Origin of the sequence: Desulfovibrio sp. An276, assembly GCF_002159665.1 — a bacterium.
Lineage (GTDB): Bacteria > Desulfobacterota > Desulfovibrionia > Desulfovibrionales > Desulfovibrionaceae > Desulfovibrio > Desulfovibrio faecigallinarum.
This window is the reverse complement of record NZ_NFJC01000064.1, coordinates 1-5,729: the sequence shown is the minus strand read 5'-3', so window position 1 is coordinate 5,729 and position 5,729 is coordinate 1. Positions and strand designations below refer to the sequence as shown.

The following is a 5,729-nucleotide window of genomic DNA, read 5'->3' as shown; positions in this document are numbered from 1 at the left end:
AAACAACGGAACTAAGGAATAGATTTGATTCATCATCAGCAATTCTTGACGAAATGAGAAGTATTAGAATGATTGAGCTCAGTGATTCTTCAAAGATGATGACACCTTTTGTAGGAGCACAGCTTCAAATTTGTGAAGCATTCGGTTTAACCGTGCCTGAGGAATGTGCCCCAGGCTATACCTCCAAACGAGTCGCCAAACGGGGTCGGAAGTCTAAAGCAAGCTGAATGGTCACTCCCGTTGTTAGTATAAAATCGTGCAAAACTCAGGTCTCCCAGCAGATCCCTTGTCGCATTGTCGTCCAAAATCCTCTCTGCTTGCGACTCTATCTGCCCCCGGGCACAAGGACAAGTTTGCCCAAATCTACCTTTTCGAAAGCAACTGTGGCCGCGGAACCCTTACGGATTCCGCGGCCACACTGCATAATCTTTCGCCAGCTTTTAGCCAAGCTTTTCCTTGAGAAGCTTGTTCACAAGGCCCGGATTGGCCTTGCCCTTGGTCTCGCGCATGACCTGGCCCATGAAGAAGCTCAAGAGCTTCGTCTTGCCCTGCCTGTAGGCTTCCACTTCAGCGGGGTTGGCGGCAATGACCTTGTCCACTGCGCTGTCAATGGCCCCGGAGTCGGAGATCTGGGCAAGCTTGTGCTCCTGCACATAGGCCCTGGGCATGGCACCTGTCTTCAAGAGGTCCGCAAAGATGTCGTTGGCAATCTTGGCGCTGATGAGCCCCTCTTCCACTATGGCTACCAGTTCTGCCAAAGCCTCCGGCTTCATGGCGACATCCGCTATGGTCTGGCCGTTGGCGTTGAGCTCGCGCAGCATGGGTCCAAGGATGTAGTTTGCCACCTTCTTGGGATTGGCCTTGCTCGCCGCTTCCTCGAAGAAGTCCGCCATGGTCCTGCTGGACACCAGCACCTCTGCCTCGTCCTCGGCAATGCCAGTCATCTCCATGAAGCGTGCAAGGCGCTCCTTGGGCAGTTCCGGCAACTCCTTCTTCCAGGCCTCGAACTCTTCCGTGTCTATGTGCACAGGCAAGAGGTCCGGATCCGGGAAGTAGCAGTAGTCGTGGGCCTCTTCCTTGCTGCGCATGGCCTGGGTGATGTTCTTGTCCGCGTCGTAGAGGCGCGTCTGCTGGATTACCTCGCCACCGTCCAGAAGCACGTCTTCCTGACGGGCAATCTCGTAGGCAATGGCGCGGCCCACGTTGCGGAAGGAGTTCACGTTCTTGAGCTCAGTGCGGGTGCCGAGCTTTTCCTGGCCCCTGGGCCTGATGGAAACGTTGGCGTCACAGCGGAAGCTTCCCTCTTCCATGTTGCCGTCGCACACCCCAAGATAGGTCACGATGCGGTAGAGAGCCTTCAGATAGGCAACAGCCTCCTCCGGAGAGCGCATGTCCGGTTCGGAGACGATTTCCACCAGCGGTGTGCCTGCCCTGTTCAGATCCACGTAGCTGTGGTTCTCGGTGTGGGAGTGTATGTTCTTTCCTGCGTCGTTTTCCATGTGGATGCGGGTAATGCCAATTTTCTTCGGGCCATTGCCCACATCTATCATCACATACCCGTGCTCGCACAGGGGAAGTTCGAACTGGGAAATCTGGTAGCCTGCCGGAAGATCCGGGTAGAAATAGTTCTTTCTGGCAAAGACGCTGTCCAGATTGATGGAACAGTTGGTGGCAAGCCCCACCAGGGTGGCGTAGTGCACGGCCTGTTTGTTGATGCGCGGCAGTGCGCCGGGCATGCCAGTGCACACCTCGCAGGTATTGGTGTTGGGCGCCTTGCCAAAGGCGTTGGGGCAGGAACAGAAGAGCTTGGAGGCTGTGGCCAGCTGCACATGGACCTCAAGGCCGATTACAGCTTCAAAATCGGGCATGTATTTCTCCGTACAGTATATATTTGTGGATGATGGATTTTTTGGTGAATGGGCATTGGGGCAGGCTTCCTGCCCCTGGCAGGGGCGTATATTAGCGATGGACCAATGCGGCGTCAAAGTATTTCCCGACCCCGTACTCGCTGCGTCTGAAGAAGGTGTCCGGGCTGGGGCCACGTATCTGCATTTCCGGATTCTGCCTCTGGACATCCAGGGCTATGCGCATTTCCTTTGTGCAGCCCGTGCTGTAGGAAGCGTCCTTGCCCATCCATTCCTTCGGCATGTTTTCTCCGAGGAGCCTGAAGCCCTCTTCTATGTCGTCCGAGGTCTGGAAGTACCAGATGCTGATGAGTCCGCTGCGCTGCACCCTCTCCCACATGTACATGAGATCGTCCCCATCCATGCCTTCCACAAAGTGTGTGGCAGGATTGATGATGTAGGCCTTGGGCATGCGCCTCGAAAGCTCCTCCACTATGCATCGCGCAAGGCGTATGGCAGTACTGGTCTGCCCCGGAATGGAGCCTATGATGCAGCTGTAGAAGAGCACAGGCCTGCCCTGGCCCTGCGCCTCGCGCATGCCTTCTATGATCTGGTCCGCCTGAGCGCGAATGTCCCGTTCCGAAAACTTGCGCACACCCCTTGCGTGCGGCCTGTAGTGCGGAGTGAGAGGCTTGCCGTCCAAAGCGCCCTCAAAACAGAGGATGTCGCGAGTAAACTCGTGGCTTGTGCCGATAAGGATTTCCGCAAGCCTCCTGCCCCTGGCGATCACAAGATCCGCCTCCTTCCAGGCTCTGGCGAAGGTCACGGACACGCGCGCAAGGTTCAGCCGCTCGCGCGTGCCGTCGGATACGACTATAAGGCGCCATTCCCGCAAAAGCTGCAAAAGCTCGTTTTTCGAGAGACTGTGATCCGTGCACACGTAGGCACCCTTCAGATCCGCCTGCAGCAAGGGATCCGTGAACATGTCGCTCATGGTAGGCGCGTTGAAGTAGAACTCGTCCTTGACAGCGTAGATGACGCGATGCCCTCTCTCGACCAAAAAGGCCGCAAGGAGGAGATCAAGGTGCGCGGAGCCACTCGCGTCGCACAAGAGCAGTATGGTCGAGTGCCTGTCCATCAGTGCCGGAACATCGCGCCACACGCGGGACAAGGCCTCCTCGGCCTCAAGAAAGTCGTCCCACAGATCCGAAATCCTTTTTTCCACCATGTCCGGGCTGTGGCAGCAAAGGCACACAAGACGGGCCATGCGGCCCATGTCCATGCGCTCCTGCAGGGCAGCGTAGCTTGTGCCAGTGCAGGAGGCTGGCGCCCTGTCGAGCAGTCCCGCAAGCTCGTCACGCCCAAGCAGGTTCCTTGCAAGGGACGTAGCCCTAGCACGCCTTTCCGTCCAGGGATCCTCCAGGGCATTGTCCGAGGAAAGCGCAAAGGAGCTCAGCCTCTTGATGAGCCTTGAGGGGATGATGTCGTGAAAGAGAAGAGCCCTCTTCAGGCGCTGGCGGCAGAAGGAGAGGACGCTTGCCTTGTAAAGTGGATCCACGTCCAGGGAATTCAGAAGCATCACGCAGATGCGCCAGGCCCTGCCGTACTCCTTGCGGATGCGGGGCGTGAGCTCATCGCCCAAAAGATCGAAAAAGACCCTGTCCGAGCAGGGCACGTAGACCTGATCCGGCTCAAGGGCCACCATGAAGGCCAGCTGTTCGTGGCTTGCCACAAGATGCGGGTTCAGGCGATGGAAAATGTTGTTGTCTATGAGAAAGCTCACGACGCGCACGCTAAGAGTGCTGTTTGCCCTGCCAATGCGCACGTCTCGCACCCTTGGACATTGCTCGAGGCGCTCCTCGTCCTCTGGCAGCGGGGCAAAGCCCTCGTCGTCCACACTCTCGGGCATGCGCCCGCATTGTCCGCAATCCCTGTGCATCGGCTCCCCTTGCCTGGACTGGCTGCCCCTGATTTTTTTCGACTATTCCGTTTTCTGGCCCTGGGTCTTGAGCGCCGGGTTGTTCACCGGATTTTGCAAAATGAAGCTTCTTGTCCGCAGACGCTGAATAAAGGAAAGCCCCTTGCCAAGGAAGCGTGCGCAGTCCGGAATGCCTTCTACCTCTATGATGTCGTTGGTCTGCACCATGTGTCCTTCCTGGCCGTCCACCGTGAGGTAGCTTTCCGTTGTTCCCGGCAAAAGATGGAAGCGGAAAAGCGTGTGAGTGGGGAAGACCATGGAGGGAATGGTGTTCAGAAAGGGGCAGATGGGCACAAAGGCTATGGCGTTGAGCGTGGGAAAAAGCAGCGGCCCGTTGGCCGAAACGCTGTAGCCAGAGCTGCCTATAGCCGAGCTCAGCAAGAAGCCGTCCGCGCGCACAGCGCCCATGAGCTCCCCGTCCGTGTAGATGTTCGCGTACACAAGGCGCGCCATGGCGGATCTGCTCAAAACCACGTCGTTGACAGCGTAGCCCCCTGCCACATGGTGGCCGTAGCGCAAAAGGGCCCAGCGAAGCCCTGCTGCAGAGCGGTACTCCGTTGAGGCGAGCATGGATTTCAGGCCCTCCTCCCAGTTCTCGGGCTCTATGTCCGAGAGGAAGCCTACCCTGCCGAAATTGATGCAGACCATGGGAATCTTGCGGCACATGACGTGGCGTGCGACCCCGAGGATGGTGCCGTCACCGCCAAGGACAATGATGAGATCCAGCTCCGCGTCGTCGTACAGGGACGAGCCCTGTTCGGAGGGGATGACGTTCACTTCCTGGCAATAGTGGCGAGCGCGCAGCCATCTTGCGATGGTCGCGCCGAGATCCTCGGCCTCGCGCACTCTGGCCTTGGTCACGACAAGGACGCTACGATAAGATACTGTTTCCATATCTCACTATCTACAGGCTGGGGGTATGGAGAGCAAGGAAAAAGATGCGTCTTCGCGCGCCATGCTCGGATGTCGCACGCTCACTTGCGGTCTTTTTCCCCTGATTTCGCGCTGTTGAGAAAATTTCCGTCTTTTGGGATTTTTGCGCTGCCTTGCCCTAAATGCTCATCATGAAAACGCACATGGCAATGGTGGCAATGATGCTCAAAATCACGTAGCCCTTGGCCAGTGTTGCCCAGAGAGTCGATCCGCCGGCGTTTTTGTAGTTCGTGGCGGATCTCCAGATGCCGATGAGGCAGACAATGCTGTACACAAGCTGCACTATGCCCAAGAGGATGTAGGAAAAGGCCCCGAAGGCATTTGGAAACATGCTGGATATTCCCTCTGCCACAAGAAGGACAAGTGTGCTGCCAAGCACATAGTACAGCCAGAAGGTCTTCACCAGGGGGTAGGAGCCCCTGAAGAGCTTTTTGAAAAAGAGCATGCAGGCCTCCGCTTGTTGGCAGTGTATGTCCCCCGGAACAAAATCCGGGGGACCAGGGACTTTTGTTACATATTGTCGCAGATGGCCTTGCCGAAGGCCGAGCAGGCAACCTCTGTTGCACCTTCCATCTGGCGGGCAAGGTCATAGGTCACGGTCTTGTGGGCCACTGCAGCGGCAATGCCCTTGCGCACAAGCTCCGCTGCCTCGTTCCAGCCCATGAAATCGAACATGAGTGCGCCAGAGAGGATGAGGGAGCCTGGGTTGATCTTGTCGAGGCCGGTGTATTTTGGGGCTGTGCCGTGGGTTGCCTCGAAGATGGCGTAGCCGTCGCCCACATTGGAGCCGGGTGCCATGCCAAGGCCGCCCACCTGGGCTGCAAGAGCGTCCGACATGTAGTCGCCGTTCAGATTTGGCATGGCAAGCACGCTGTATTCGCGCGGGCGCAGCAAAATCTGCTGGAACATGGAGTCCGTGATGCGGTCCTTGATGACGATCTTGCCGTCCGGATTGCCGTTTTTCGAGGCTTCTT

The 5,729-nt window shown here is 57.3% G+C and carries 6 protein-coding genes; 1 reads left to right on the top strand and 5 read right to left on the bottom strand.

What is annotated here, in order from left to right; all coding sequences use genetic code 11:
- Positions 1 to 227 (top strand): hypothetical protein (locus tag B5F76_RS15240; protein WP_204218437.1); only part of this gene is annotated, 227 nt, incomplete at its 5' end.
- Between the two features lie 213 nt (positions 228 to 440).
- On the opposite strand, the gene gatB is transcribed toward B5F76_RS15240, so the two are convergent.
- From gatB to B5F76_RS14100, 5 genes are all read right to left on the bottom strand, one after another.
- The gene (gene gatB, locus B5F76_RS14120) at positions 441 to 1,868 is read right to left on the bottom strand and encodes an Asp-tRNA(Asn)/Glu-tRNA(Gln) amidotransferase subunit GatB (protein ID WP_087355709.1); all 1,428 of its coding nucleotides are present in this window, start codon (positions 1,866 to 1,868) and stop codon (positions 441 to 443) included.
- A 91-nt stretch (positions 1,869 to 1,959) separates the two neighbouring features.
- Positions 1,960 to 3,783, bottom strand: a complete 1,824-nt coding sequence (locus B5F76_RS14115) for a protein-glutamate O-methyltransferase family protein (RefSeq protein ID WP_239407080.1) — start codon at positions 3,781 to 3,783, stop codon at positions 1,960 to 1,962.
- Positions 3,784 to 3,825: 42 nt separating this feature from the next.
- Positions 3,826 to 4,716 (bottom strand): NAD(+)/NADH kinase, encoded by an 891-nt coding sequence (locus B5F76_RS14110; protein WP_087355707.1) that lies wholly within the window; start codon positions 4,714 to 4,716, stop codon positions 3,826 to 3,828.
- Between the two features lie 157 nt (positions 4,717 to 4,873).
- Positions 4,874 to 5,200: a hypothetical protein gene (locus B5F76_RS14105; RefSeq protein ID WP_087355705.1), complete on the bottom strand. Its 327-nt coding sequence runs from the start codon at positions 5,198 to 5,200 to the stop codon at positions 4,874 to 4,876.
- Positions 5,201 to 5,265: 65 nt separating this feature from the next.
- Positions 5,266 to 5,729 (bottom strand): isocitrate/isopropylmalate family dehydrogenase (locus B5F76_RS14100; protein ID WP_239407079.1); only part of this gene is annotated, 464 nt, incomplete at its 5' end.

What these genes read in the sequence shown, in the direction of transcription:
- gatB (WP_087355709.1), bottom strand. Translation starts at nt 1,868, where the DNA reads ATGCCCGATTTTGAAGCTGTAATCGGCCTTGAGGTCCATGTGCAGCTG.
- B5F76_RS14115 (WP_239407080.1), bottom strand. Translation starts at nt 3,783, where the DNA reads ATGCACAGGGATTGCGGACAATGCGGGCGCATGCCCGAGAGTGTGGAC.
- B5F76_RS14110 (WP_087355707.1), bottom strand. Translation starts at nt 4,716, where the DNA reads ATGGAAACAGTATCTTATCGTAGCGTCCTTGTCGTGACCAAGGCCAGA.
- B5F76_RS14105 (WP_087355705.1), bottom strand. Translation starts at nt 5,200, where the DNA reads ATGCTCTTTTTCAAAAAGCTCTTCAGGGGCTCCTACCCCCTGGTGAAG.